We start from the raw sequence: 25,713 nt of genomic DNA on the forward strand, positions 1-25,713 counted from the left end.
CACCATGAATGATGTGACGGTAAGACCGGCGGCAAGCATCGCCCGACAGCTCTTCAAAGCCGTGCTCGGCGTCAGCACCGTTCTGACGCTTCTCTTCACAGGCGTTCAGGCCACCTACGACTATCGCGCAAGCCTCAGGTCGATCAATGATCGTTTCGAGCAGATAAAAAGAACGAATTCTCCAGGCATATCGACCGCGCTGTGGGGATTCGACCGGCAAACGCTGGTCTCGCAAGCCGAAGGCATACTCCACTTCCCGCATATAAAATACGTCGAGATCCGTGGCAACGGTGCCGTTATCGCAGCGGCCGGCCAAAGGGTCAGCGGAGAATCCCTGACGAAGGAATTCGCGTTGTCCTACGAGTACAACGGGCGCCCCCTCTCAGTGGGAGTCCTGCACCTTGAAGCGGACACCTCGGAAATAATCCGGGATATCGTCAGGAACATTGCCGGGAAATTTCCCTTTCAGTTCCTCTCCATCGCGCTTACCTCGATTTTCCTCCTACTGATGTTCAACCGTCTGGTGACAAGGCATATAGTCACAGCCGCCACCCACTTTCGCACTTTCGATGTAGATGGCGGAGCCTCCTCCCTGGTCCTCCAGAAAAAGGATCGGGGCGATGAGCTCGACGTCCTGGCTGAGGCCTTCAACACGCTGCAGGAACGGCTCGCCACCTCCTATCTCCACCTCCGAGAGAGCGAGCAGAGGTTCAAGCTCGCCACTGCTTCCGGAAAGCTGGGCGTATGGGACTGGGATGTCAGGAACGATGCGATGGTATGGGATGAGCGGATGCTGGAGCTGTACGATATCTCACCCGGCCGATTCTCCGGTGTAGTCGGCGACTGGGTGAACAGCCTGCACCCCGACGACAAGGAGCGGATGCTCGCGGAGTGCCGGGCGGCATTGAACGGAGAAGGTGAATTCGACACCGCTTTCCGGGTCTGCCGCCCCGACGGAACGGTGCGCCACATTAAGGCGAACGGTGTGGTGATAAGGGAATCAGATGGCCAGGCCAAGCGAATGATCGGCATAAACGCCGATATTACTGACCAGGTACGTGCCCAGGAAGAAAGACAAACCTTCGAGACACAACTTCAGCAGGCGCAAAAGATGGAATCCGTCGGAAGGCTTGCGGGCGGGGTCGCCCACGACTTCAACAACATGCTCAGCGTTATCCTCGGACGGGCCGAACTGGGGCTCCGGCACCTCCCCGAGGATCATCCCGCACATGCGCAACTTGCAGAAATTTGCAAAACGGCACAGCGTTCGGCCGAACTCACGCGGCAGTTGCTGGCCTTTGCACGAAAGCAGGCCGTATCGCCGAAAGTGCTGGACCTGAACGAGACCATTTCGATAATGCTCAAGATGCTGCAACGCCTCATAGGAGAAGACATCCATCTCTCATGGAACCCGGCGCCCCAGCTCTGGCAGGTGAGGATCGACCCGTCCCAGATCGACCAGATCCTCGCCAACCTCTGCGTCAACGCCAGGGACGCCATAGAAAACTCAGGCCGGATCACCATCGAAACCGAAAACTGCCGCATAGACTCCGACTGCTGCGTGACTAACGCGGAAGCCACTCCCGGCGACTATGTCCGGCTGACCGTCAGCGACAACGGAATCGGCATGGACCCGGAGACCCGGGCCCATGCCTTTGAACCTTTTTTCACGACAAAGGCTCTCGGAAAAGGTACCGGCCTTGGGCTTGCCACCGTCTACGGTGCCGTGAGGCAGAACAACGGCTTCATAACCGTTGTCAGCGAACCGGGAAGAGGCACCACCTTTTCCGTTTACCTCCCGCGCCATGAAGGATCCATGAAGCAGCCGGCGGAAAGGAGTCCTGCCCCGGTGCCGTGCGGACGGGAGACCATACTGCTGGTGGAAGACGAGCCCGCTATCCTTGAAGTGTCCGCTAAACTCCTCCAGGAGCAGGGATATGCCGTCATTCAGGCCGGCACCCCGGAGGAGGCCATACAACTCGCCACCGATCAGATGGATAAAATCGACCTGCTCATGACGGACGTGATAATGCCGGAGATGAACGGCCGTGATCTTGCCAACCGCCTGCTGACGACCCATCCCGGAATGAAGCGGTTGTTCATGTCCGGATACACCGCAGATGTCATTGCCCACCACGGAGTACTGGATGAAGGCGTGCACTTCATAGAGAAACCATTCACCTTGAGCGCTCTGGCTGCAAAAGTGCGTGAAGTGCTTGACGCCGAAACGGAACCGGGTTAAATCGGCTCTGCCCGCTCATCCCTCCGTACGGCTCGTTGCCCGTGCGGCAACCACCTCCCGCCCCCCCACCTCAAAACGATCGCCTACCACGCGAACGATTCGGCAGCCCAAGACAATCCCCTTTCCCCACAGGCCGGGATGAAGGGGCTTTTCCAGAAGCAGGCGAAGGGGGGACTCTTCGGGGAACCGTATGAGGAAAATACAATTTACACCCAATGAAAGAATGCGTATATTTCCCCGACTATCCCTGTTGCCAAGGGAAGTCTGCGCCCGGTGCAGGGCTGACCGGTTCGCACTGCCGCTGAAAAAATAAAAAGGATAAAGGAGAAGATATGAATCCGAACTGGAAAATAGACACAGTCGCCGTGCAGGGTGGTTACGAGCCGCAGTCGGGGGAACCGCGGATCCTCCCCATCATTCAGAGCACCACCTTCAAGTACGACAGCGCCGAACATGTCACCAGGCTGTTCGATCTGGAAGAAGCGGGGTTCTTCTATACACGGCTGGCGAACCCTACAACTGACGGGTTCGAGAAAAAAATCGCCCAGATGGAAGGCGGGGTGGGCGCCATGGCGACGTCGTCGGGCCAGGCCGCTACGACCCTCGCCATCATGAACATCTGCCAGGCCGGGCAGCACATCGTCACCGCCAGCACACTCTACGGCGGCACCTACAACCTCTTCGCAGTCACCCTGCCGAAAATGGGGATCGAAGTGACCTTCGTCGATCCCGAGCTCCCGGCGGAAGAGATCAAGAAGGCATTCCGCCCCAACACCCGCTGCCTCTTCGCCGAGACCATCGGCAACCCCGGCCTCAATGTTCTCGACTTCGAGAAGTTCGCCAGGATCGCCAACGAGATGCAGGCCCCGCTCATCATAGACAACACCTTCGGCACCCCGTATCTCTGCCGCCCCTTCGAGCACGGCGCCCATATCGTCATCCACTCCGCCACAAAATATATCGACGGCCACGCCACCAGCGTCGGCGGCGTCATCGTTGACGGCGGCACCTTCGACTGGAGCTGCGGCCGGTTTCCGGAGCTCACCGAGCCAGACGTCAGTTATCACGGGCTTGAGTACGTGAAGGCTTTCGGACCGCTGGCCTACATCGTAAAAGCCCGGGTCCAGCTCATGCGGGATCTTGGAACCCCTCCGGGACCCTTCAACTCCTTCCTCTTCAACCTGGGGCTGGAAACCCTGCACCTGCGCATGCAGCGCCACAGTGACAACGCACTGGCGGTAGCGAAATTCCTGGAGACCCACCCGCTGGTAAGCTGGGTCTGCTATCCGGGCCTCAAGAGCCACCCCACCCATGACCGGGCGCTGAAATACCTCCCCAAGGGGTGCAGCGGCGTGCTCACCTTCGGCATCAAAGGGGGGGCTGAGGCGGGGCGAAAATTCATGGAAGCGACCAAGCTGATCGCTCTGGTGGTGCATGTGGGGGACGCTCGAAGCTGCGTCCTGCACCCTGCCAGCACCACGCACCGTCAGCTTTCCGAGGAGCAGCAGACATCCAGCGGCGTGAAACCCGACCTGATCCGCCTGTCCATCGGCATCGAAGATGCCGGCGATATCGTCGCGGACATAGACCAGGCGCTGCGCGCAAGCCAGTAGCTTGCATGAGGTTGAAGCCATGAAACCAGGCTGGTTCGTTCGGGGAGACATCGACGGCTTCTTCGGGCTGTTCGTCGACAACCTGCTGCAGCTGATGCTCATCGCCGTCCTCTGCACCAACGTCTGCGGAATGCCCCCCGACCTCGTATACGGGAAGATCATGCCGGGGGCGGCGCTCTCCATACTCGTCGGCAACCTCTTCTACGCCTGGCAGGCGCGCAGGCTCGCCATAGCGACGGGGCGGATGGATGTCACCGCACTACCCTACGGCATCAACACCGTCAGCCTCATAGCCTTCGTTTTCCTCATCATCGCCCCCATCTACTTCGAGACCAGGAATCCGAACCTTGCCTGGCAGGCGGGGCTCTTTGCCTGCCTCGCCGGGGCGGTTCTCGAATTGATCGGCGCCTTCGTCGGGGACTGGCTCCGCAAACATACCCCCCGGGCGGCGCTCCTATCGTGCCTGGCGGGAATCGCCATCACCTTCATCTCGATGGGGTTCGTCTTCCAGATCTTCGCCATGCCGGCAATCGCCCTCGTCCCCGCCCTCTTCGTCATATTCATCTACGGAGGGCAGGTCAAGCTCCCCCTCGGTGTACCGGGAGGATTCGTCGCGGTGGCCCTGGGGGTGGCGATGGGGTGGATCCTCCGGTGGGCCGGATACCCCTTCTTCAACCCTTCGCCGGAACCGTACCAGTTCGCCCTTCATCTCCCGCAGACCTCCTTCGCCGAGATGCTCGCCTTTCTCACCAACGGCCAGGGATGGAAGTACTTCTCCGTCATATTCCCTATGGCACTCTTCAATGTGATAGGGTCGCTCCAGAACCTGGAGAGCGCCGAGGCTGCCGGCGACCGATTCGACACGAGGTCATCGCTTCTAGTCAATGGCTTCGGCTCCATCGTCGCCGCTTGCCTGGGAAACCCCTTCCCCACCACTATCTACATCGGGCACCCAGGGTGGAAAGCGATGGGGGCCAGGTGGGGATACTCGATCCTGAATGGCGCCGTTATCACGATCCTCTGCCTCATCGGCGGGGTGACCCTAGTCCTCAAGGTGGTGCCGCTGGAGGCGATGATCGGCATCCTCCTCTGGATCGGGATGATCATCACCGCCCAGGCGTTCCAGGAAGTGCCCAAGAGGCACAGCGCCGCGGTGGCGCTGGGGCTCATGCCGGCGCTAGCTGCATGGGCGCTTCTCCTGGTCGAGACGGCGCTGCGCAAGGCCGGCGCGAGCCTCTACGATATTGCGCCCAAGTTCGGCGGCGACCTCTACATCTACGGCATCATTTCGATCAGTCAGGGGTTCATGCTCACCTGCATGATTCTTTCGGCTATAATGGTACACGTGGTGGAACGGGAGTTTCTGAGGGGGGCGCTCTGGACGACTGCCGCCGCCATCCTCTCCTTCTTCGGCATCATCCACGCCTACGTCCTCACCCCCGCCGGGGTGCAGAACAGCTTCGGCATCGGGAAGGCGAACGGATTTGCGGCTGCCTACCTCATCGCAGCCCTAATCCTTGTCCTCCTCCACTACTACAACCGGGGGAGGGAATCGGAGCGGACCGGAATCGTCGCCTGATGGGCGGAAGGGGTAACGATATGACCGAAACAGGAACGGCCGACGAGAGAGAGGCAGTGGTAAGAAGCCGGTCCGCCAAATCCGGTCTCCCTCCCGGGACGCTCGTCCACATCGGGGAAAAGAGCGACAGGGAGATCAGGATCAGCGTCCTGGATTACGGGGAAGGAAGGCTCGAGGAGAGGGAGATCACCTCCCTCAAGGATAGCTTCTACTACATGGACACCGACACGGTGACATGGATCGACGTCGAGGGGCTCCACGAAATCGAGATCATCCAGAAGCTCGGCGAACAGGGGGTCCATCCGCTCGTTCTCGAGGATATAGTCAACACGGCTCAGCGGCCGAAGATCGAGGATTACGGGGAGTATCTCTACATAGTCCTCAGGATGCTCCATCCCACCGACAGCGGCTTCAGAAGCGAGCAGGTGAGCCTCGTCACGGGTCGGAACTTCGTCATCTCCTTCCAGGAAGGAATAACGGGCGATGCCTTCCGCAAGGTAAAGGAGCGGATCAGGGGGAACAAAGGGCGGATCAGGAGCATGGGTGCCGACTACCTGGCCTATTCCCTCATCGACCTCGTCGTAGACGACTACTTTACGGTGCTCGAAGGGATGGGAGAACGGATCGAGGATCTCGAAGAGCGGGTACTGACGGAAGCAACAACTGCAACGACGCGGGTCCTTCAGCAGCTGAAGCGCGAGCTGATTGCGGTGCGAAGGAGCGTGTGGCCCCTTCGCGAGCTGCTGGCGGCATTGGGGAGGCGGGAATCTTCTCTGATTTCCGACCAGGTTGCTGTCTACCTGCGTGACGTCTACGACCATGTGGTCGAGCTCATCGATACGGTGGAAGCCGACAGGGAGATGCTGGCCGGAATCCACGACATCTACCTCTCGACCCTCTCCAACCGGATGAACGAGATCATCAAGTTCCTCACCATCATCGGGACCATCTTCATCCCCCTCACCTTCATCGCAGGCGTATATGGAATGAACTTCGAACACATGCCGGAGCTGCACTGGCGGTACGGATACTTCGGCGTCCTCATCCTGATGCTCCTCGTGGCCCTCTCCCTCCTCGGGTTCTTCAAGCACAAGAAGTGGCTCTGAACGCAACTGTCCCGACTCCTGCCCTCCCATAAGACTCTGGAAGTATGCGGAAAAAGAAAAGGGATCGGCCCAAAGCCGATCCCTTTCAGTGTCACAAGCAGCAAGAAGAGTTACTTAACCTGCTGCCACTTCCCCTCTTCCACCTTCCACACAACATACGGCGACTCCTTAACGTCACCCTTGGCGTCGAACTGGATGTGGCCGAGAGCACCGTTGTAGTCGATCCCTCTGATGGCATCGGCAAGCTTCTTCCCATCCACCGCGCCAACCTTCTGGAGCGCCTGCAGGATGATGTTAGTGGCATCATAGGCGTAGACGGAGTAGACGCCCGGCTCGCCGAAGCGGTTCCGGTAGTTCTCGTTGAACCCTTTCGCCGAGGGGACTTCTTTCGTATCCGGGCCGAAGGTCGCATATGTACCTTCGGTGGCGGGTCCACCGATTTTCACGAGTTCCCCGCTCATGATGCCGTCGCCGCCGATGAACGGTGCGGTGCCGCCTACCGCCTTGAATTGCTTGATGAGCAACCCGCCTTCCACATAGATGCCGCCGAAGAAGACGAGATCCGGGTTGGCCGCCTTGATCCTGGTCACGACGGGGGAGTAATCCTTCTCTCCGACGCCGATTCCATCATAGGCAACCACCTGCGCCTTGTCGCCCAGACCTTTCCTGAACTCGTCGGCAAGTCCCTGTCCGTATGTCGTCTTATCGTGGAGGATCGCCACCTTTTTCGCCTTGAGCACGTCCGTCGCATAGACAGCCGAGACCTTCCCCTGCTGGTCATCGCGCCCGCAGATCCGGAACAAGCTGGCGAATCCCTGCTCGGTCAGCTGCGGGTTGGTGGAGCCGTGGGATATCTGGGGGACGCCTGCCTTGTGATACACGGCCGACGCGGGGATGGAGCAGTTGCTGTTGAAATGGCCGACCACAGCGGCGACCCCTTCGTTCACGAGTTTGTTGGCTGCCGAGACCGCCTGCTTCGGGTCGCGCTGATCGTCTCCCTCCACCATCACGATCTTCTTGCCGAGGACGCCCCCTTTCGCATTCCACTCGTCGATGGCGAGCTTCATGCCGTTCACCTGGTCCTGGCCGAACACCGCCATATCTCCCGTCAGCGGACCTGCCGCGCCGATCCTGATGACATCCGCTTCCTTCTCCTTCTTCGTGCAGGCAACCGTCGCCAGACACAGGCACATCAGCACGACAAGCTTTTTCATGTCCCCTCCCGATGGGCAGAAATTTTCAGAGAATTTACACCAATGTTGTAAAAAATCAAGATATTCAAACAGTGCGATAAATAGGTTACGCAATGAGCGGAGCGGTCGGGAGGACTCTGGCTGGGCCGAGCAGATGGACTTTTGGCGAAGCCGCTTGAACCAGCGACGGCACAGCAAAAAGCTCCAAATGCAAGGCGCCGACGCCCCCCCAAATGAGGCGTAGCAGCGCTACGCCGCAATGCAGGGGGTAAGGAGGCAACGCAGCAGATGGACTTTTGGCGAAGCCGTACCGAACCAGCGACGGCACAGCAAAAAGCTCCATATGCAAGGCGCCGACGCCCCCCAAATGAGGCGTAGCAGCGCTAAGCCGCAGTGCAGGGGGTAAGGAGGCAACGCAGCAGATGGACTTTTGGCGAAGCCGTCTTACTTGAACCAGCGACGGCACAGCAAAAAGCTCCGTACGCAAGGCGCCGACGCCCCCCAAATGAGGCGTAGCAGCGCTAAGCCGCAGTGCAGGGGGTAAGGAGGCAACGCAGCAGATGGACTTTTGGCGAAGCCGTCTTACTACTTGCGGGGGTGGGCCTTGTCGTACACCTCCATAAGCCTGTCAATGGAGACGTGCGTGTACTTCTGCGTGGTGGAAAGGGAGGCATGCCCCAGGAGTTCCTGGATTGCCCGCAGGTCCGCTCCCGCCTCCAGCATGTGGGTGGCGAACGTATGCCGCAGCGTATGGGGCGAAACCTTCTTCATGGTGGCGAGCCGGAGGATGTGCTTGTCGATGCTCCGGGCGACGCTGCGCCGGGTAAGGCGCCCCCCTTTCAGGTTAACGATGAGAGGAGCGTCGCCGGGAGGGTTCCCCCGTTCAGCAAGGTATGCCGCGAGGGCAGCTCGTGCGTGGCGGCCCACCGGCACGATCCGCTCCTTGTTCCCCTTGCCGAGGACCCGCCCGATTCCACTGTCGATGTCGATGCTCTCCACATTCATCCCGGTTAGTTCGGAGACACGTATACCGCAGGAGTAGAGGAGCTCGAACATCGCCCGGTCCCGCAGAGTGGCCGGATCTGAGCCCCGGGGAGCCTCCACCAGCGCCGTCACTTCGTCTATGGAGAGGTGAAAGGGCACCTTCTTCTCCTTTTTCGGCGTGGAAACCAGCTCCGCCGGGTTTCGCGCCACAACCCCCTCCCGAAGGAGAAATTTGAAGAACGCCCTTATTGCCGCGATCTTCCTGCCGATGGAGCTCTTCCGGTGGTCCTTGTGCAGGAGAGCCATGAACCTCCGGATAAGGAGATGATCCACCTCCCCCGGAGAAATACTTCCCCTTTCACGGCTCACGAAGTCGAGGAATTGCAGGAGATCGACACGGTAGGCGGCGGTCGTGTGAGGAGACACGTTACGGACAATGGCGAGGTGGCGGCAGAACCGCTCTATCTCTTCTTTCATCGCTGCTCCCGCTCTGCATTTCAATGGGCGGATTCTAGAGGCAACAGCGCGCCGAGTCAAGGGTGACTCCCTGCGGCTGAAAAGCAGGCTTTGACATCGGCCTGCCCTGCTTCTATAGTTGTCGCCATGAGCAAGGTCGTTCTTGAAAGGGTCGCCGAATACGACCCGAATCTTGTCGCACAAGGGGTGGAGCGGGTACTGGCGCCGCTGGGGGGAATCGAGAAGTTCGTGCTCCCCGGCGAGCGGGTGCTGCTAAAGCCGAACCTTCTGGCCGCAAAATCTCCCGAAGCTGCTGTCACAACCCACCCAGAGGTGGTCCGCGCGGTAGTGAAGCTGGTGCAGCGGGCTGGGGGGATCCCCATTATCGGCGACTCCCCCGGCTATGGGTCATATTCCCGTATAACCGAGAAAACGGGACTTTCGGCGGTAGCCCGAGAGACCGGCGCCCAGCTGGTAGAATTTTCCGACTCGGTCGAGGTCCAGGGGAGCGGCACCTTCCGCCGGTTCGAAATCGCCCGCCCCTACCTGGAGGCTGACCGCATCATCAACCTGCCGAAACTGAAGACTCACGAGATGATGACAATTACCTGCGCGGTCAAGAACCTTTTCGGTGCGGTTGTCGGGGCGCGAAAGGCCGCCTGGCACCTCAAGGCGGGATCGGACCGGGAACTCTTTGCGAGGATGCTGGTAGAACTGAGCCTGCTGAGGGTTCCTGACCTGACGATCGTGGATGCGGTTATCGGCATGGAAGGAAACGGTCCGGGCAGCGGGGATCCCAGACACGTAGGCGTTCTGCTGGCTGGGACCGACCCGGTGGCGGTGGATGTCGTTGCCGCGGAGCTTGCCGGGATTCCCCGAAAGCTCCTCTACGTCGAACGGGCCGCAAGGGAGCTCGGCCTCCCCGGCAGCGACCGGTCGAACATCGAACTTGCGGGGTCTCCTCTGGAGGAACTGCGCGGAGCTCCCTTCAGGCTTCCCCACATTTCAGACGTCCAGTTCGGCCTCCCCCGGTTTCTCAAGAACCGCCTCCGCCACTACTTCACCTCCCGCCCCTGCGCCACTGAAAGGTGCCGGATGTGCGGCATATGCATCGAGGCATGTCCTCCACGAGCGATCTCCATCGAGGAGGGAAAGCTGAAATTCGACTACCAGCGATGCATCCACTGCTTCTGCTGCCGTGAGCTCTGCCCCGACGCCGCCCTGGCCGTCAAACAGGGACTGGTGCTGCGGCTGGCGGCGAAAATCGCCTTAATTAAAACTAATTTCAACCGCGGTTGACTTTTATCCGGGCTGACACTACTATTTAACTATCCTCCAGTGAATGAGCGAGGGAAGGGAATCTACAGCGAAAGGAGACCTGAGAGCTTATGTGGACCACAATCTATATGCTTCGCCCGGTAACCCGCTGCAAAGAAGGTTGCCCTAGATGGCCCGCCGCCTGATCGTGGCGGGCGCCCGAAAGAGAGCCCCCTGCAAAGGGGGCTTTTTAGTATCCCTGTATCCCCATGCTCCGTTTAACCGGAAGAACTGCAATTACTCCTTGACAAAGAACCCACCTTGGCGAAGAATCGTCACCTGAACAGTCGTTCAGCTAAACTTCTCAGTCAGGATCCCCATGAAAAAGTACATCATTCCGGGCCTGCTTCTTGCGGCCGGCATTGCCCTCACCGCCTATTTCACCATCGACAGGAAGCCCGAGGTCACCTACAGGACCGCAAAGATCGAGCGTGGCGACGTCGTCTCCGCCGTGGCCGCCACCGGAAGTCTCGCAGCAGTCGTGACGGTCCAGGTGGGAACGCAGGTCTCCGGCACAATCCAGAAACTCTTCGTCGATTTCAATTCGCCGGTAAAGAAGGGGCAGGTGATCGCCCAGATAGATCCCTCCCTCTTTTCGGCGCAGGTGGAACAGAGCAGGGGAAACCACCTGAGCGCGCAGGCGAACCTCCAGAAGGCGAAGGCAGACCTAAATGACGCAAAACGCAGCCTGGAACGCAACCGTCAGCTTCTGAAAGAAGGGATCGTCTCCCAGGGGGACTTCGATACCGCCGAAAACCGCTACGCCATGGCGGCTGCCGCCGCTAAAGCCGCAGAAGCTAGCGTGGCACAGACCCGCGGCTCCCTCACCCAGGCCGAAACCAACCTCCGTTACTCGACCATCCGCTCCCCCGTAAACGGGACCGTCGTCTCCCGCAACATAGACATCGGGCAGACGGTGGCGGCATCGTTCCAGACACCTACCCTCTTCACCATCGCGCAGGATCTCACGAAGATGCAGATCGACACCAGTGTGGACGAGGCCGATATAAGCAAGGTAAAGGTGGGGCAGACGGTTTCCTTCACCGTTGACGCCTACCCGGAGGTCCGCTTCGCGGGCACCGTGCGCCAGGTTAGAAATGCCCCCATAGTAGCCCAGAATGTAGTTACTTACGTGGTGGTCATAGATGTCGATAACCGGGAGATGAAGCTCAAGCCGGGAATGACGGCCAACGTAAGCATCGAGACATCGCGCAGGGACAATGTGCTCAAGCTGCCGGCGGCAGCCCTCCGGTTCAAGCCGAAGACGAAGGATGACAAGGTGATGAAGTCGGGGGGGGAAGCGAAAGGTCGCCCGGGCGGAGCACCCGCCGAAAAAGGGAAACACAGGACAGCCCCGGACGAGCAGCAGGTATGGGTCCTGGATGCGGAGCAGAAGCCACGGCCGGTAAAGGTACGTACCGGCATATCCGGAGACGGTAACGTGGAGTTGATGGAAGGGAGCCTCAAGGAAGGAGATGCGGTGATCGTCGAACAGATAAGCCCGCAGAAGAAGCCGTCGGGCGGCATGGGCGGCGGCATGGGTGGCGGACGTTCCCCCATGGGAATGAGAATGTAGAGGTTGAGGTCCAGCTAAACAAAGCGTTTTGAATATTCAGGGTTGTTCAAAAACAGCCAGATCGTCGCACCCGCAGAAAGCCCCACGGAGGCATAGCAGGGCTATGCCGCACACGGCGGCTTTCGAGGACGGCGGCGAGATGGCTGTTTTTCAACAACCCCCAGAAAGATAAGATGGACGAAGTGGTTCGTGTAAATAACGTCACCAAGGTCTACACCATGGGGGACCAGCGGGTCGAGGCGCTCAAGGGGGTATCCTTCAGCGTGCGCCGTGGAGACTTCGTCGCCATAATGGGAGCGTCAGGGAGCGGAAAATCGACCTGCATGAACATGCTCGGCTGTCTCGACGTGCCCACGGGAGGGGAATACCTGCTGGACGGGGTGGACGTAGGGAAGCTTTCCTCCAACGAACTTGCCGAGATCAGGAACAGGAAGCTCGGATTCGTCTTTCAGGGTTTCAATCTCCTCCCCAGAACCACCGCTCGGGAAAACGTCGAGCTCCCGCTGGTCTATGCACGCGTCCCTGCGGCTGCCAGACATGAAAAAGCACTGGCAGCTCTTGAGCGTGTAGGGCTTGCCGGCAGATCGGGCCACTTCTCCAACCAGCTCTCGGGGGGGCAGCAGCAGCGGGTGGCGATCGCCAGGGCTCTTGTGAATGACCCTTCCATCCTTCTTGCCGATGAACCAACGGGAAACCTGGATTCGAGGACATCCGTCGAAATTATGGGAATCTTCCAGGAGTTGAACCGCCAGGGAATCACCATCATCATGGTCACCCATGAACCGGACATCGCTGCATTCACCGGCCGTCACCTGATATTCCGCGACGGGCACATCCTCTCCGACACAGTCAATCCAGCCCCCAGGGATGCAAAATCGGCACTCGCCGAGGAGGCTCGTGCATGACGACCCTCTGGCAAAGCCTCCTTATCGCAATGCGGGCGCTCCGCGTCAACAAGATGCGGTCGCTTCTCACCATGCTAGGAATCATCATCGGCATCGCCGCCGTCATAGCCATGGTCGCCATCGGCTCCGGCGCAAGCAAGATGATTTCGGATCAGATCGCCAGCATCGGAAGCAACCTCCTCCTCGTCATCCCCGGCTCCACTACCAGCGGCGGCCTGCGCTCCGGCTTCGGCGGCACCCCGACCCTCACCTACGATGATGCCCGTGCCATCAAGGAGGAGTGCCCCTCGGTGGGAGAGGTGGCTCCCACAGTCCGCAGTTCGGCGCAGATCGTCTACGGCAACATGAACTGGTCGACCATCGTGATGGGAGTGACGCCGGAGATTCTGACGATCCGTGAATGGCCCCTGGTAAGCGGGCGAAACCTTACCTACTCGGACGTGGAGGGAGCCACCAAGAACTGCCTCATCGGGCAGACCGTTGCTGACAACCTGTTCGGCAGCGTCGACCCCCTCGGGAAAGTGATAAGGATCAAAAAAATACCCTTCACAGTTGTCGGCGTACTCGACCGCAAGGGGCAATCCCCCCAGGGGACCGACCAGGACGATACCATCTTCATCCCGCTTCGCACCGCCCAGCGAAAGGTTTTCGGCAGCCAGTTCCCCAACACGGTCAACGCCATGATGGTACAGGCGAAGAGCGCAGACGTACTGAAAAAGGCCGAAGAGGAGGTGATCGCACTCCTCGACCAGCGGCACCGGATCGGGCCGTCCAAGGAGCGTGATTTCACCATACGCAATCTCTCCGAAATCCTGGCAGTCTCCGAGCAGTCCTCCAGGGTCATGTCGATCCTTCTTGGGGCCGTCGCCTCCATTTCCCTCGTCGTAGGAGGAATCGGCATCATGAACATCATGCTAGTGTCGGTGACGGAACGGACCAGGGAGATCGGCATCAGAATGGCGATCGGCGCAAAGCAGCGTGACATCCTGCTCCAGTTCCTCACCGAAGCGGTGCTGCTGACGACCTGCGGGGGGATTCTAGGAATGGGGCTCGGGGTGGCGGGAGCCATGGCGGTGGGAAGATTCATGGGATGGCCGACGCTAATCTCCACTCAGGCCATTGTGATAGCCTTTCTCTTCTCCGCCGCAGTCGGCATATTCTTCGGCTTCTACCCTGCCCGGAAAGCAGCACGGCTGAACCCGATAGAAGCGTTGCGGTATGAGTGAAAAGGTAAGAAGTTAGACGTGAGAAGTTAGAAGTAAATTTGCTTCACGCTCTGCGGCATGTCTTTTAGCCGCCTGTTCAGTTGGGGAGCTCGCAGACAGGCCGCTAACAGCAGACACAGTCCACTTTCTTAACCGCCGCCGCAGGTTGTTCAAAAACAGTCAGATCGTCGCACCCGCAGAAAACTCTCGCGGAGGCGTAGCAGCGCTACGCCGCACAAGGGAGCTTTCGAGGACGGCGGCGAGATGGCTGTTTTTCAACAACCTTATCAGCGGCGCCAGATTCGCGATGATTCCGTCGTCGGCGACGATCGACGGCCCGCAGGCGTAGCAGCGCCACGTCGAGGAGCCGGAGGAGGAACCGGCGGCGGAAGGGCGCGAATATGGCGTCGCGTCACAAAAACCAGCTTGCCGGGGCGCTCAGCCGCTCCATCAACCGCACCAACACGCCCCGCTGCTCATGTTCCACCAGATCGATCCGGTGTGAGCGGCGGATGTCCTCCTCTATGGCCCTCTCCACCTGCATCCCGAATTCATGGCTGTCCACCACCACGTTGAGTTCATAATTCCGATGGAAGCTGCGCAGGTCAAGATTTGCCGACCCTATTACGGTCCAGCAACCGTCTATGACCATGACCTTGGCGTGCAGAATGGTGCCCTGCCGCTCGTAGACCTCCACCCCCGCGCGTAGAAGCGGCCCATAGTAGCTGCGGCTCACGAGCCTTACAAGAGGAACGTCGCTTTTTTCCGGTAGCACCAGCTGGACGCGGACTCCCCGCCGCGCAGCGCGCAGCAGCGAGCGGAGGAAACGGGGCCCCGGCACGAAATAGGGGGTGAGCACCTTCACCGTCTCGGAAGCGCCCGCAACGGCCATCATGAAGGCGCTCCGGATGAAGGAGCGGTTGTGGTGGGGACTTCCAGTCACGACCATCAGAGAGGCGTCACCCGCCTCCCGGTCGGCAAGCGCTGTTTCCTCAGGGATGAACGTATCTCCCCTCTCCTCGACCCATGTCTCAAGGAAGAGCTGCTGCAGGAACGAGACCGCGGGCCCTTCTATCCTGACACCCAGGTCGCGCCACTGCTCGCCGGTTTCCTCACCTGCTGCATATTCATCGCCGATGTTGATCCCGCCGAGAAAAGCAACGGCGCCATCCACCAGCACCATTTTACGATGGTCCCGCCGGTCGAACCACGCAAGACCCCCGCGAAAGGGGGGAGGGTTGAAGGGGATGCAGCGTACACCTCCTTTTTCGAGGTGCCTGAAATAGTAACCGGGAGTATCGAAGCAGCCGACATAGTCGTATAGAAGCCGGACGGAGACACCCCGGGCCGCCGCCGCCAGAAGGGCCTGAGCGAAGGCAGCGCCGGTACGGTCGCTCCGTATGATATAGAACTCGATGAGAATTTGGTGGCGGGCCTGGGCGAAGGATTCGATCATCGCCCGAAAGAGTTCGCCGCCGGTATCGAAGAGCCTGACCCGGTTCTGAGGAGAGCAGGCAGCCTCGGTGTTCCTCCTGAACCAGCGGAAGAACCGTGGCGTGCGAAATATGCGGAATTGCCGCTTGCGCCGCAGCCGGGACATTACACTCCTCCCAGTGGGTGATTCGACAAACGGAGCTACTGCGCGATGCGCCCCGGATACGGAAAGGGGCGCGTAACACGGAATTGCGCGCCCCTTAGTCCCGATATAAAAGCTAGGGGGATAAGGCTCTATTGAACCTGTACGACTTCCTTCACTCCCGGAACCTTGTCCTTGAGAGTCTTCTCGATCCCCATCTTGAGGGTCATCGTGGACATGGGGCAGTGGCCGCATGCGCCTACAAGCTTCACCTTGACCACTCCGTCCGGCGAAACGTCAACGAGCTCAACGTCCCCACCGTCGTTCTGCAGGGCAGGACGAATCAGCTCCAGAACTTTCTTTACGTCTTCAACCATCGTGTCTTCCTCCTTAGTTTTTCGTACTTCCATTGTACCAGAGAGCTTCCTGGAAAAGAATTACTTCTGCCCCGGCACTCCCGGGGTCGTCAGCGGATACGGGTCGAGTATGCGCGCCAGCATCTGCGGGGTGAGAAGCTCCCGCGCAACGATGATATCCCTGACGCTCCGGCCCGTCTTGACCGACTCCTTCGCCACTTCGGCAGCAGCCTCGTATCCGAGGTAGGGCGCAAGCACCGTCACCAGCCCCACAGACTCCTCGAAATAGCGCAGACACCGGGTCTGGCTGGCGGTTATTCCCGAGATGCACGCCTCGCTGAACTTGCGCACACCGTTCGTCAGGATCTCCAACGAGAACAACAGGTTGTATGCAATTACAGGCATCATAACGTTCAGTTCCAGTTGCCCCGCCTGGACGGCCAGCGCCACCACCGTGTCCGCCCCCATCACCTGAAATCCGACCATGTTCATCATCTCTGCGATGGAGGGATTCACTTTACCGGGCATGATGGAGGACCCGGGCTGGACCGCCGGCAGGGATATCTCGCCCAGGCCGGTGCGGGGGCCGGATGCGAGCAGGCGCAGGTCGTTGGAGATTCGCACGAGGTTGGCCGAGAGCCCCTTCAGCGCGGAGCTGAGGGCAAGGAACGGCTCCATGTTCTGGGTGCGCTCGACCAGATTGCCGCCGCGCCTCACTGGAAAACCGGTTTCCGCTTCGATGCCGGCCACAACCAGGTCGATGTATTGGTCTTCGGCATTGAGACCCGTACCCACTGCGGTTGCGCCGATTCCCAGCTCGCACAGTTCTGGAAGCGTCCGTTCAATGGCCTCCATATTCTTCCGGATGGCGGTGGCGTATGCCTCGAATTCCTGACCTAGCCGTATCGGGACGGCGTCCTGAAGATGAGTGCGCCCCGATTTGATGATACCGTCGAACTCGCGACCTTTTTCGCTCAGTTCGTTCTGCAGCCCCTCCAGCACCGGACGCAATCCCTCCACCAGGCGCAGAGACGCTATCCTCATGGCGGTCGGAAAGACGTCGTTGGTGGACTGAGCCATATTGACGTGATCGTTGGGGTGAACCTTCTGCCGATTCCCCCTGTCGCAGCCGAGCAGTTCACCCGCCCTCGCCGCCAGCACCTCGTTCACGTTCATGTTGTGAGAGGTACCGGCTCCCGCCTGGAAGGGGTCCACGACGAACTGGTCAGCCAACCCGCCGGCAATCGCCTCGTCGGCGGCCCGCACTATAGCCTCCCCCAATTCCTGCGGCAGACGCCCCGTAGCCATGTTCGCGCCGGCTGCGCATTTCTTGATGACGAGGGTGCTCCACACGAGCGCAGGATGCGGCTTCAGCCCCGAGATAGGGAAATTCGCAAGAGCCCGCGCGGTCTGCGCGCCGTAATACGCGTCCGCCGGAACCTCGACCTCCCCCAAGGTATCTTTCTCGATGCGTGTGGACATGCCGAATCCTCTAATGCGGTTGTTGAAAAACAACCATCTCGCCGCCGTCCTCGAAAGCCGCCGTGTGCGGCGTAGCGCAGCTACGCCTTGTGGCTTTCTGCGGGTGCGACGATCTGTCTGTTTTTGAACAACCTGGGTTTCAACAACAGGCTACAAGCGACGTCAGATTCGCGATGATTCCGTCGTCGGCGACGACAGACGGCCCGCAGGCGTAGCAGCGCTACGTCGAGGAGCCTAAGGAGGAGCCGGCGGCGGAAGGGAGCGAATATGGCGTCGCCCCCTAGTTTCCCGTCAAGGCTGTGTACTTTTCCTCGATCACCCGCAGATGCTCCTTCTCCTCGTCCCGGAGCCTCTCCAGCATCGCCTTGCCGTCGGGGTCGCTGGTCCGCGCTGCAAGCGACTCGAAGAAGTCGATCCCCTTCCGCTCTATGTCCATCGCCACCTTGAGCGCCTCAAGGTCGTCGGTGCCGAAACCGACATGGTCCGCCCCTTCGGCATCCAGCGTGATGGTGGAGCCGCCGTAGAAAACCCAGCGCCCCCCCTCATGGAGGGAGGAATAGAGTTCGTTCAGACGCAGGTAGTGCTCCTCCTCAGTCTTGGCGAGCCACCGGAACATGCGCTTTCCCGCCGGGTGGAACGTCTTCTGCTCGGCCTCGACATAGAAGTCGAATGTCTCCTTCTCCAGCTCCAGCGCCCGCATGATGGCATCGAGGGTTTCCTTCCTGCTCTCCGTCATAAACTCTCCTCGTGTAGTAATTTGCAAAGTGGAAACAGCTCCTCGACGCTCTTGACAAGACAGACGGCGCACCCAAGGTCTGCGGGGAGGCGCAGATCCACGTCGTAGCGGTCCCCCACGAACAGACACTCTTCGGGTTTCCTTCCGATCTCGCGAAGAATAAACTCCAGCGTCTCCCGGTCCGGCTTAGGCTTCCAGGTTTCCTCGATGGTGAAGACGCGCTGGAACAGGCCGCTCACTCCGATGGTCTTCATGATCCGCTCGGCAAGGCGCCGGTTGTTGTTGGTGTAGACGAAGAGTTCGAATCCGCCGGCCAGCAGCCGTATCAGCTCCACCACCCGCTCGTCCGTCCGGATGAAGCGTTCCGGCTCCAGTTCGGAGGCAAACTTGTGATGCAGATCCCGCAGGTCCCCTCCAAGCTCCACGCAGGCCTGGCTCAGGGTTGCGGCAGAGCCGCTCCGCTCGGTGAGGGCTTTCCTTGTGCGGGCAACCAGCGTTTCGGCTTCGGAAACGCTTATCCCCTTGAGGTCGGCAAGATAGCCGCACGCGGTTTCCGTTATCGCGCGTCCAAGATCGGCGCTGACGTAGAGGGTACCGTCAAGATCGAAAATGAGGCTTCTGATATGATTGTTCACAATTCTTCCGTCGCCGTTCATTAAGCAAGTCTACCACCCGAAGTCAGGCTGTCAAAACCCGCTTCCCCAATCGCGCATGCACAGAAGCCGCGGCTCCGCCACCCCCTTCGCCTGCACTAGCACCTTGAACGTGTCCCCCATGCCGCCGTCCGGAAGGATGAGCTTCTTGAGGGCGAGCCTGTTCTTGAGCCGCTCCTCCTCCGATCCGGCACGCTCTTCCAGCGCCATGATCTCCTCCATCATCCCGGCCCCCATGAGGAACCGGTACTGCTCCCCGTACCAGACGGTCCGCAGCCCCGCCCGCTCACCCCCGCGGGAAAGGGCCGTAAAATCGACATGGGTGGTTATGTCCTGCTCACCGAGACGGGCATACGGGTCCTCCTCGGTTGTATGACGGTAATAGCAGAGGAGGGTGCCGTTTTTCCTTGCAGGGGCATACAGTTCGTCAGCCAGGTATCCGTAGTCGATGGTCAGAACGAAACCTCTTTCAAGGGCAGCGGCGGCAGCCTCGATCCAGCGGAGCGCGGCCAGGTTTACTTCGGCTCGCTGCCCTTCATGCAGAACGACCCCATCCTCCTGCAGGTACTGCTCGATCTCGGGGGTTGAAGGAGCATCGGCGATTTCCATGAGATCGCCGTTCACCGCCGTGACGTAGACTTCCTGGAGCCCGGCGCGGGTCATCTCGACCACATGGGTGGGGAAGGAATCGATCAGCTCGTTGGAAAGGATGCAGCCTGTAATCCTGAGGCTTCCGGCGGAGAGTTCCTCCGGAGTGCTCCACGCCGGCTTGTCGGGGTGAGCGGCAAGGATTTCCTGCTGCGCCGACCGGAGCGATGGTTCCTTCTCGATCAGACGGTAGGTAAGCGCGTCGTAGCAGCGCGGGTTCAGCTCACGGATCGCGTCGAGGATATCCCGGGCGAGGCGGCCTCCCCCTGCTCCGACCTCCACAACGGAGAAGCCGGAGGGCTCTCCCAGGTTCTCCCACATCCGGCAAAGCTCCCGGCTTATGAGCCTGCCGAACACCGCATGGACGTTGCTGCTCGTATAGAAGTCCCCTTCGGCCCCGACCTTTCGCCCGGGAGAGGTATAGTACCCGAGCCCCGGCTCGTAGAGGCACGCAGCCATGAATTCCGCAAAGGTGATCTTACCCCGTGTCCCTATTCTGTCGACAAGGACCTCATGCAGCCTGCTTTTCCCTTTCTGCTCCACCACAACCTCCTGAAAGTCGATCATTTATAGTGCATGGGCCTGCGTTTGTCAACCGGGCCCGCCCACCTGGAAGAGAAGGGGGGATCGGCGGATGTAAAGTATTTTTACCGAGTTGTAAACCATTTTTACACAAAGAACTAAAGTACAAGTTTCTAACGCCGAAGCGCCATCTATAGTCTGTACTCACCAGAAGGAGGTTTACATGAAAAAGCTTTATGTCGTACTGGCGGCTCTCTGCAGTCTGGTTCTGACTTCCGGCACCTCCCGGGGAGAGGAGCTAGTAATAGGAGCAGGCGCAGCTCCCACCGAAAACGTGCTCAAGCCGGTGAAGGATCCATTCGAAAAGGCAACCGGCATCAGGCTGACCATAATCTCGTCGGGACCGAAAAACGCCCTGCTGGAAATGGATAAGGGGTCGGTGGAGGCAGCGGCTGCCGGGCTTTCGTTCCAGGACTGGATGAAGCTGATGGAAAAGGAAGGGGCCCCGGTCAAGGACCCCGCGGCCCTGCAGCAGACGGTGATCGGCCGCGACCGGATCGTGGTGATCGTCAACAAGGAGAACCCGGTCACTAAACTCTCCAGGGAACAGCTCCAGGGGATCTTCAGCGGCCGGACGGAGAACTGGAAGGACGTGGGGGGGAGCGATACCCCGGTTCTGATCGTGTGGGGGAAGCTGATCCCGGGAACGAACAGCATGTTCTCGGCAAGGGTGCTGGACGGCACGCCGGTGACGACCGATCTCGTGGAAGCCACCACCGCCGAAGATGTCCGGCAGAACATAGCCGCGAATCCGTCGGCCATCGGAATCGGCCCCGTCGCCATCCTCGACGGCAGCATCAAAGCCGTGGAAGCGCCGGAAGTAACCCGGGACATCGTGCTGGTCACGAAAGGGAAGCCTTCCGCGAAAGTACAGAAACTGCTGACCTTCATCAAGGGTGAAGGACAAAAATACATCAAGCAGTAATTTCATCAACAGGAGGTATGTCATGCGCAAAGCAGCACTGGTACTCGCACTTCTTTCACTTACGGTGGCGGGAGCCGCGGGAGCGGAAGAAATCAAGGTCGGCGGAGGGGGCGCTTCCATCGCCACCGCCTTCGTCCCAGTCAAGCCCCATTTCGAGAAGGCTACCGGAATGAATCTCATCAATCTCCAGAGCACGCCGAAGAACGGGCTCATCGACCTGGTCCAGGGCAAGCTGGATGCCGCAGTCTCCGCCGTCGCCCTCGAAGGTATGATCGCCGGCGCCGAGAAGGATGGCGTGAAGGTCGATCCCGCTTCCCTCCAGGTTACCCCTGTGGCGAAGAACAAGACCGTGGCCTTTGTCCACAAGGACAACACGGTGAAGAAGCTCAGCAAGGCGCAGCTGAAGGGGATCTTCACCGGCAAGATCGCCAACTGGAAGGAAGTCGGCGGCCCGGACAAGGACATCATCGTGGTCTGGGGCAAGAACAGCCCGGGGCAGAATGCCCAGTTCGTGAAGGGTATTCTTGACGGCGAGCCGGTGACCAAGGAACACCTGGAAGCGACCGACTACGCCAGCATCAAGCAGACCGTCGCTTCCAACCCGGAGGGCATCGGCATCGATCCCCTCTCCTTCGCAGACGACACCTTCAAGCCGGTGGAGATGGACGTGGAGCTGACAAGCCCCATCATCCTCATCACCAAGGGGAAACCCTCGGCCAAGGTCCAGAAGCTCATCGACTTCGTCAAGGGTGAAGGACAGAAATACATCAAGTAATTGTACCAAGGGGCGCTGCCTTGAGACCCGGCAGCGCCCCGCTGCAATCATTTTCGTGGAGGCCTCTGTATGACCATCAAGGGAAAGTTGACGCTCAACGTCGTTATCGTCATGGTAATCATCGCAGCAGTAGCGGCGACGAGCATCATCGGCATGGGCTTCGTGAAGAGCAAGCTCCATTACCTCACCCAGCGCAGCACTCCCTTCCAGATCAGGACCATCGAGTTCCAGAGGGCCATTCAGGGGGTAACGGGAGACCTGACCAAGGTCGGGGCCTCCAAGAACGCACAGGAATTCAAAACTTTCCGGGCAGAGGCGGAGAAGTCTCTTGCGGAGGTCCTGGAGACCCAGAAGACACTGGAGACCATCAGCGGCACCACGCGGAGCACCCACGAGGAGCTTACAGCCATAGCCAACGAACTTTTCTCGATCACCGAAGGGCGGCTCAAGGCGGAAGACGATGCGGTGACGGCAAACAGGACCATCAGCCAGAAGCTTGGCGAAACAGGGAGCAGACTTCGGGAGCTGGACGGCAAGATAAAGGGGCTGCAGTCTTCCACATCGAACTCTTACGTCAAGTCGGTCGACAAGACGAGGGACGTCACTTCGAGAGTCAGGAGCCTGGAGCTGCTGCGCCTCACCCTCAAGGATTTCCAGCTGGGCTTTTTCGAGGTCCAGAAGGCCCAGAGCAAGAAAGGGGTGCTGATCGCCCAGGGGAAGATCAACGCCGCAGTGAACAAGGCTAACCAGAACGAGTTCCTGAAAACTTCCGAGGCAGTGGCCGGCGATATCAGGTTCCTCGCTACCAAGGCCGCCGAGCTGATAAAGCTCCAGTCGTCGGTCGTGGGCCAGGCGGGTGCGGATACCGGGTCAAGGGACGCCCTGGTTACTGAACTCAACGAGAAGCTGAACTCGGTTATCCTCGTCGTGGAGCAGGAGGTGACCATCGCCGGAGAACGGATGGGTGTAGAGACCGGGAACCAGAGCGGCCTCTTCAGCAACTCCAACGCGGCGACCGGCGTCCTTGTGGGCAACTCCGAGCTTGTGGCGCTGGGCCTGACGGTAGAAGGCCTAGCCACCAGACTTTTCACGGTGCGCTCATCCAAGGAGGTGGATGCCGTCGAAGCTGAACTCCGCAAGACCCTCGGACGCGTGGGCACGGTGGCCGGAAACCTGGAGAACTCGCTCAGGAAGTTGAATGCGAAGGGTGAACTCAGGATTCTTCAGAACTCCGTAGCCGCCCTGAACTCGATCCGCGACATCCTGATGGTTAAGGACGGGGTCATCGGAAAAATTCGGCACCAGCTGCTCATGAACGAAAAAGCCCTGGCGGCCACCGGCAAGCTGCGGGAGATCGTGCTGAAACAGGCGGAAGAGGGGAAACAGACGGTATCCACCGCCCAGGGGGACCAGGAGAAGGCGATAAGCACAGTCAACAAGATGGTCCGCTTCAGCATTCTCCTGATAGCCGCCATCAGCATCGGAGCGGTTCTGTTCGGCGTAGGATTCGGAACATGGGTGTACCGTTCGATCTCCACCCCCCTGCACGCCCTCCAGAAAATTTCGGAAGATGTCGCAGGCGGGAACCTGGGAGTGAACATCACTGCCTCGTCGAAAGATGAAATCAGTGCGGTTCAACGTTCGATGGCGACGATGATAGACAATCTCCGCAACATGGTGGGCAAGATCAAGGAAGCCACCAACAGCCTGGCCAGCAGCGCCGAAGAGCTGTCGGCAACGGCCGTCACCGTCGAGCAGGGGACAGAAGAGCAGTCGGCAAGAATGGAGCAGTCGTCGGCGGCAATGACCGAGATGGCCCAGACCACCACCGAAGTCGCGCAGAACTCACTCGACACCTCCACCGCTGCGGTGAAAATGAGCGAGATCGCGAGCCACGGGAAGGATGCCATGCACTCGACGGTGGCGGAGCTGAACAAGTTCGCCGAAACGGTGAAGGAAGCCGCCGACAAGGTGGAGTCTCTGGGGCAGCAGTCGGAGCAGATCAGCGAAGTCGTATCCCTCATCAAGGACATCGCCGACCAGACAAACCTTCTTGCCCTCAATGCAGCCATCGAAGCGGCGCGAGCAGGTGAGCAGGGAAGAGGCTTCGCCGTCGTAGCGGACGAGGTCAGGGCACTCGCCGAAAAGACGGCCGCCGCCACCGACGAGATATCCCGGACCGTCAGCAGCATGCAGGGGAGCGTATCGGAGTCGGTCGAATTCATGAAGGACGAGCGCGAATCGGTGGGAAAGGTGCTGGATCATGTGAACAACACCCTGCAGTCCATCGACGAGATCGTCAACTACGTCAGCCGCGTCACCGACATGGTGCAACGTATCGCCGTGGCAGCGGAGCAGCAGTCATCCTCCACCGACGACATATCCAACAACATGGAGAGCATCGCCAATATCGCACGGGAGCTGAGACACTCCTGCGGCGACATAAAGGGCTCCTCCGAGAACCTCTCCAAGCTGGCCGTAGAGCTGAACGGCATGGTCGCATGGTTCAGGGTCTGAACGCACTACTCGCCGTGACTTTCTGAAAGCAGGGACTAACAGGGCATTCATGACCTAAAGAACGCGGCACCCCGGAAAGGGTGTCGCGTTTTTTATTACCTCCCGGGCACCCCGCCGTACATCTCCGCCATCGCGGCAATCATCCGGCGCAGCTCCTCCCGCAGGTCAGCCGGCTCCAGCACCTCCACATGCCGGCCATGTGAGAGGATCCAGGAGAGAATTTCCATCCTCCCCCCCGCCTCAAAGGTGAGAGTCGCGCTTCCATCCCCCTCTTCCGCCACCTGCTGGCTCGGATGCCAGAGCCGCTCCCGTGCCAGGTGCGCAAGGAGCGGCGAAAACCGGAGCCGCACCCGCATGGGAACCTCATCCACGATGCCGAACGCATGCCTCAGCTGCTCCTCGGGAAGGTAGCCCTCCGGCATCTCGAACCGCTCCCGCTGCATTTCAACGGAGCCGATCCTCTCGATGGCGAAGGTTCGCAGCGCCTTCCGGTTGTGTGCGTAACCGAGCAGGTAAAGCCCCCCCTTGAAAAAGAGGAGCGTGTAAGGATCTACCTCATAGGAGGCCGGACTCCCCTTCCCTTTGGCGCCGTAGGTCATCGTCACGCGGTACTGGTATATAAGGGCTTCCCGCAGAAGCTTCAGCTGGTCGAACACTTTGCGGTAATCACGCCCACCCTGGTGCAGAGGAACCGTAACGCGGCCGATCCTTTCCAGGTGAGCGGCGTACCGTGGGGGCAACACCGAGTTGATCTTGCGGAATATGGCGTCTATATCCTGCTCGAAGGGGCTCCCCTTGAGGAAGTCGAGCTGGGAGCGGAGAAAGTGGAGCGTCATCAGCTCCTCCACGGTAAAACTGATGGGGGGGACGTCCTTGAACCTGGTAAGAAAACGGTAGCTCCGCTCGCCATTCTCCCAGTCCGCAACGAGCGGGTACCCCGCCTCCTGGATCGCCGCCAGGTCACGGTAGACGGTCCGGCGATCGACCCCGCTCTCCTCCGCCAGCTCCCTGACGGTAATGCCGTGCCTCGCCTCGATAAGCCTTATTACATCGTGCATCCTTGCAGCCTGCGAGTACTTCCTGGCCGGCCTTCCCCGTTCCATAATGGCTCCTCCCGCGGCTTCCCGCCGCGAGAAGAGATCATACCCGATGGCGCTGTTCAGGAAAAGGGGGTTTAAAGGCAGGTTTAGGTTTAGGTTTAGGTTTAGGTTTAGGTTTAGGTTTAGGTTTAGGTTCAGCTTTTACTCAACCTTTACCTCAACCTCAACCTGATTTTAGCTGCTCCGC

20 protein-coding genes are annotated in these 25,713 nt (G+C 59.7%); 11 read left to right on the plus strand and 9 right to left on the minus strand.

What is annotated here, in order from left to right:
• The first annotated feature begins 4 nt into the window (after positions 1 to 4).
• The 4 genes from CFB04_RS11240 (at position 5) to corA (ending at position 6,540) form a co-directional block, all read left to right on the plus strand.
• Complete coding sequence (locus CFB04_RS11240; RefSeq protein ID WP_088535356.1) at positions 5 to 2,242, plus strand: ATP-binding protein; 2,238 nt, start codon at positions 5 to 7, stop codon at positions 2,240 to 2,242.
• Positions 2,243 to 2,574: 332 nt separating this feature from the next.
• The gene (locus tag CFB04_RS11245) at positions 2,575 to 3,855 is read left to right on the plus strand and encodes an O-acetylhomoserine aminocarboxypropyltransferase/cysteine synthase family protein (protein ID WP_088535357.1); all 1,281 of its coding nucleotides are present in this window, start codon (positions 2,575 to 2,577) and stop codon (positions 3,853 to 3,855) included.
• Positions 3,856 to 3,874: 19 nt separating this feature from the next.
• Positions 3,875 to 5,434, plus strand: coding sequence for a permease (locus CFB04_RS11250; RefSeq protein ID WP_088535358.1), 1,560 nt, complete (start codon positions 3,875 to 3,877; stop codon positions 5,432 to 5,434).
• A 20-nt stretch (positions 5,435 to 5,454) separates the two neighbouring features.
• Positions 5,455 to 6,540, plus strand: a complete 1,086-nt coding sequence (gene corA, locus CFB04_RS11255) for a magnesium/cobalt transporter CorA (RefSeq protein ID WP_088535359.1) — start codon at positions 5,455 to 5,457, stop codon at positions 6,538 to 6,540.
• 110 nt (positions 6,541 to 6,650) lie between these two features.
• Here corA and CFB04_RS11260 read toward each other — a convergent pair whose 3' ends face one another.
• Together CFB04_RS11260 and xerC are read right to left on the minus strand one after the other, a co-directional pair.
• On the minus strand, positions 6,651 to 7,754 hold the full coding sequence (locus tag CFB04_RS11260) for a branched-chain amino acid ABC transporter substrate-binding protein (RefSeq protein ID WP_088535360.1): 1,104 nt from the start codon (positions 7,752 to 7,754) through the stop codon (positions 6,651 to 6,653).
• Between the two features lie 564 nt (positions 7,755 to 8,318).
• Complete coding sequence (xerC, locus tag CFB04_RS11265) at positions 8,319 to 9,194, minus strand: tyrosine recombinase XerC (RefSeq protein ID WP_088535361.1); 876 nt, start codon at positions 9,192 to 9,194, stop codon at positions 8,319 to 8,321.
• 126 nt (positions 9,195 to 9,320) lie between these two features.
• On the opposite strand from xerC, the gene CFB04_RS11270 reads away from it, so the two are divergent.
• The 4 genes from CFB04_RS11270 (at position 9,321) to CFB04_RS11285 (ending at position 14,197) form a co-directional block, all read left to right on the plus strand.
• A complete protein-coding gene (locus CFB04_RS11270; protein WP_088536799.1) occupies positions 9,321 to 10,472 on the plus strand; it encodes a DUF362 domain-containing protein in 1,152 nt (383 codons plus the stop codon).
• Between the two features lie 337 nt (positions 10,473 to 10,809).
• Positions 10,810 to 12,066 (plus strand): efflux RND transporter periplasmic adaptor subunit, encoded by a 1,257-nt coding sequence (locus CFB04_RS11275; protein ID WP_088535362.1) that lies wholly within the window; start codon positions 10,810 to 10,812, stop codon positions 12,064 to 12,066.
• Between the two features lie 173 nt (positions 12,067 to 12,239).
• Positions 12,240 to 12,971, plus strand: a complete 732-nt coding sequence (locus CFB04_RS11280) for an ABC transporter ATP-binding protein (RefSeq protein WP_088535363.1) — start codon at positions 12,240 to 12,242, stop codon at positions 12,969 to 12,971.
• Positions 12,968 to 14,197: an ABC transporter permease gene (locus CFB04_RS11285; protein WP_088535364.1), complete on the plus strand. Its 1,230-nt coding sequence runs from the start codon at positions 12,968 to 12,970 to the stop codon at positions 14,195 to 14,197. Before CFB04_RS11280 ends, CFB04_RS11285 begins: the two co-directional genes overlap by 4 nt.
• 391 nt (positions 14,198 to 14,588) lie before the next feature.
• On the opposite strand, the gene CFB04_RS11290 is transcribed toward CFB04_RS11285, so the two are convergent.
• From CFB04_RS11290 to CFB04_RS11310, 6 genes are all read right to left on the minus strand, one after another.
• The gene (locus tag CFB04_RS11290; protein WP_088535365.1) at positions 14,589 to 15,776 is read right to left on the minus strand and encodes a phosphatidylserine/phosphatidylglycerophosphate/cardiolipin synthase family protein; all 1,188 of its coding nucleotides are present in this window, start codon (positions 15,774 to 15,776) and stop codon (positions 14,589 to 14,591) included.
• A 128-nt stretch (positions 15,777 to 15,904) separates the two neighbouring features.
• Positions 15,905 to 16,129: a NifU family protein gene (locus CFB04_RS11295; protein WP_088535366.1), complete on the minus strand. Its 225-nt coding sequence runs from the start codon at positions 16,127 to 16,129 to the stop codon at positions 15,905 to 15,907.
• Between the two features lie 60 nt (positions 16,130 to 16,189).
• Complete coding sequence (locus tag CFB04_RS11300; protein WP_088535367.1) at positions 16,190 to 17,590, minus strand: aspartate ammonia-lyase; 1,401 nt, start codon at positions 17,588 to 17,590, stop codon at positions 16,190 to 16,192.
• A 280-nt stretch (positions 17,591 to 17,870) separates the two neighbouring features.
• A complete protein-coding gene (locus CFB04_RS18100) occupies positions 17,871 to 18,326 on the minus strand; it encodes a ferritin family protein (RefSeq protein WP_172825481.1) in 456 nt (151 codons plus the stop codon).
• Positions 18,323 to 18,961, minus strand: a complete 639-nt coding sequence (locus tag CFB04_RS18105) for an HAD family hydrolase (RefSeq protein ID WP_172825482.1) — start codon at positions 18,959 to 18,961, stop codon at positions 18,323 to 18,325. The genes CFB04_RS18100 and CFB04_RS18105 overlap by 4 nt, the downstream gene beginning before the upstream one ends.
• 51 nt (positions 18,962 to 19,012) lie before the next feature.
• Complete coding sequence (locus tag CFB04_RS11310) at positions 19,013 to 20,194, minus strand: class I SAM-dependent methyltransferase (RefSeq protein WP_172825483.1); 1,182 nt, start codon at positions 20,192 to 20,194, stop codon at positions 19,013 to 19,015.
• Positions 20,195 to 20,372: 178 nt separating this feature from the next.
• On the opposite strand from CFB04_RS11310, the gene CFB04_RS11315 reads away from it, so the two are divergent.
• The 3 genes from CFB04_RS11315 to CFB04_RS11325 all read left to right on the plus strand — a co-directional run bounded on the left by CFB04_RS11315 (position 20,373) and on the right by CFB04_RS11325 (position 24,426).
• Positions 20,373 to 21,134 (plus strand): substrate-binding domain-containing protein, encoded by a 762-nt coding sequence (locus CFB04_RS11315; RefSeq protein WP_088535369.1) that lies wholly within the window; start codon positions 20,373 to 20,375, stop codon positions 21,132 to 21,134.
• A gap of 22 nt (positions 21,135 to 21,156) precedes the next feature.
• Positions 21,157 to 21,909 carry a substrate-binding domain-containing protein gene (locus CFB04_RS11320; RefSeq protein WP_088535370.1) on the plus strand — a complete coding sequence of 251 codons (753 nt, stop codon included), beginning with the start codon at positions 21,157 to 21,159 and terminating at the stop codon, positions 21,907 to 21,909.
• A gap of 69 nt (positions 21,910 to 21,978) precedes the next feature.
• Entirely contained in the window at positions 21,979 to 24,426 is a 2,448-nt protein-coding gene (locus CFB04_RS11325; protein WP_088535371.1) for a methyl-accepting chemotaxis protein, read from the plus strand.
• A 95-nt stretch (positions 24,427 to 24,521) separates the two neighbouring features.
• On the opposite strand, the gene CFB04_RS11330 is transcribed toward CFB04_RS11325, so the two are convergent.
• Positions 24,522 to 25,529, minus strand: coding sequence for a YafY family protein (locus CFB04_RS11330; protein WP_088535372.1), 1,008 nt, complete (start codon positions 25,527 to 25,529; stop codon positions 24,522 to 24,524).
• Positions 25,530 to 25,713 lie beyond the last annotated feature (184 nt).

It is taken from the genome of Geobacter sp. DSM 9736 (assembly GCF_900187405.1).
Classification (GTDB): Bacteria; Desulfobacterota; Desulfuromonadia; order Geobacterales; family Geobacteraceae; genus DSM-9736.